We start from the raw sequence: 381 nt of genomic DNA on the forward strand, positions 1-381 counted from the left end.
GACTTAAAGGTACCATTGGTGGTATTTCTTTTTACAAAACTGCCGATGGGCATTTGGCTCGTGAAAAAGGCGGTGTTGATGCCAACCGTATTGCAACCGATCCGGCGTTTCAAAGAACTCGTGAGAATGGTTCGGAGTTTGGGCGTGCTGGTAAAGGTGGCAAAGTGCTACGTAATGCCATTCGTGTACTCTTACAAAATGCTAAAGATAAACGCGTAGTATCACGTTTAACCAAGCAATTGGTTGCAGTTACAAAAACCGATACTAGCAACGCTAGAGGTTTACGTACTGTACAGGATGGTAATTTGGACCTTTTACAGGATTTTGAATTTAATTTAAACGGAAAATTAGGTGCTACTTTATTTGCGTCGTTTACCAAGG

The 381-nt window shown here is 41.7% G+C and carries 1 pseudogene; it reads left to right on the plus strand.

The features are described from left to right. Positions 1-381, plus strand: a pseudogene (locus tag LG649_RS15945) (hypothetical protein); the annotation flags it as partial.

It is taken from the genome of Neotamlana laminarinivorans (genome assembly GCF_020523925.1).
GTDB classification, from domain to species: Bacteria; Bacteroidota; Bacteroidia; order Flavobacteriales; family Flavobacteriaceae; genus Neotamlana; species Neotamlana laminarinivorans.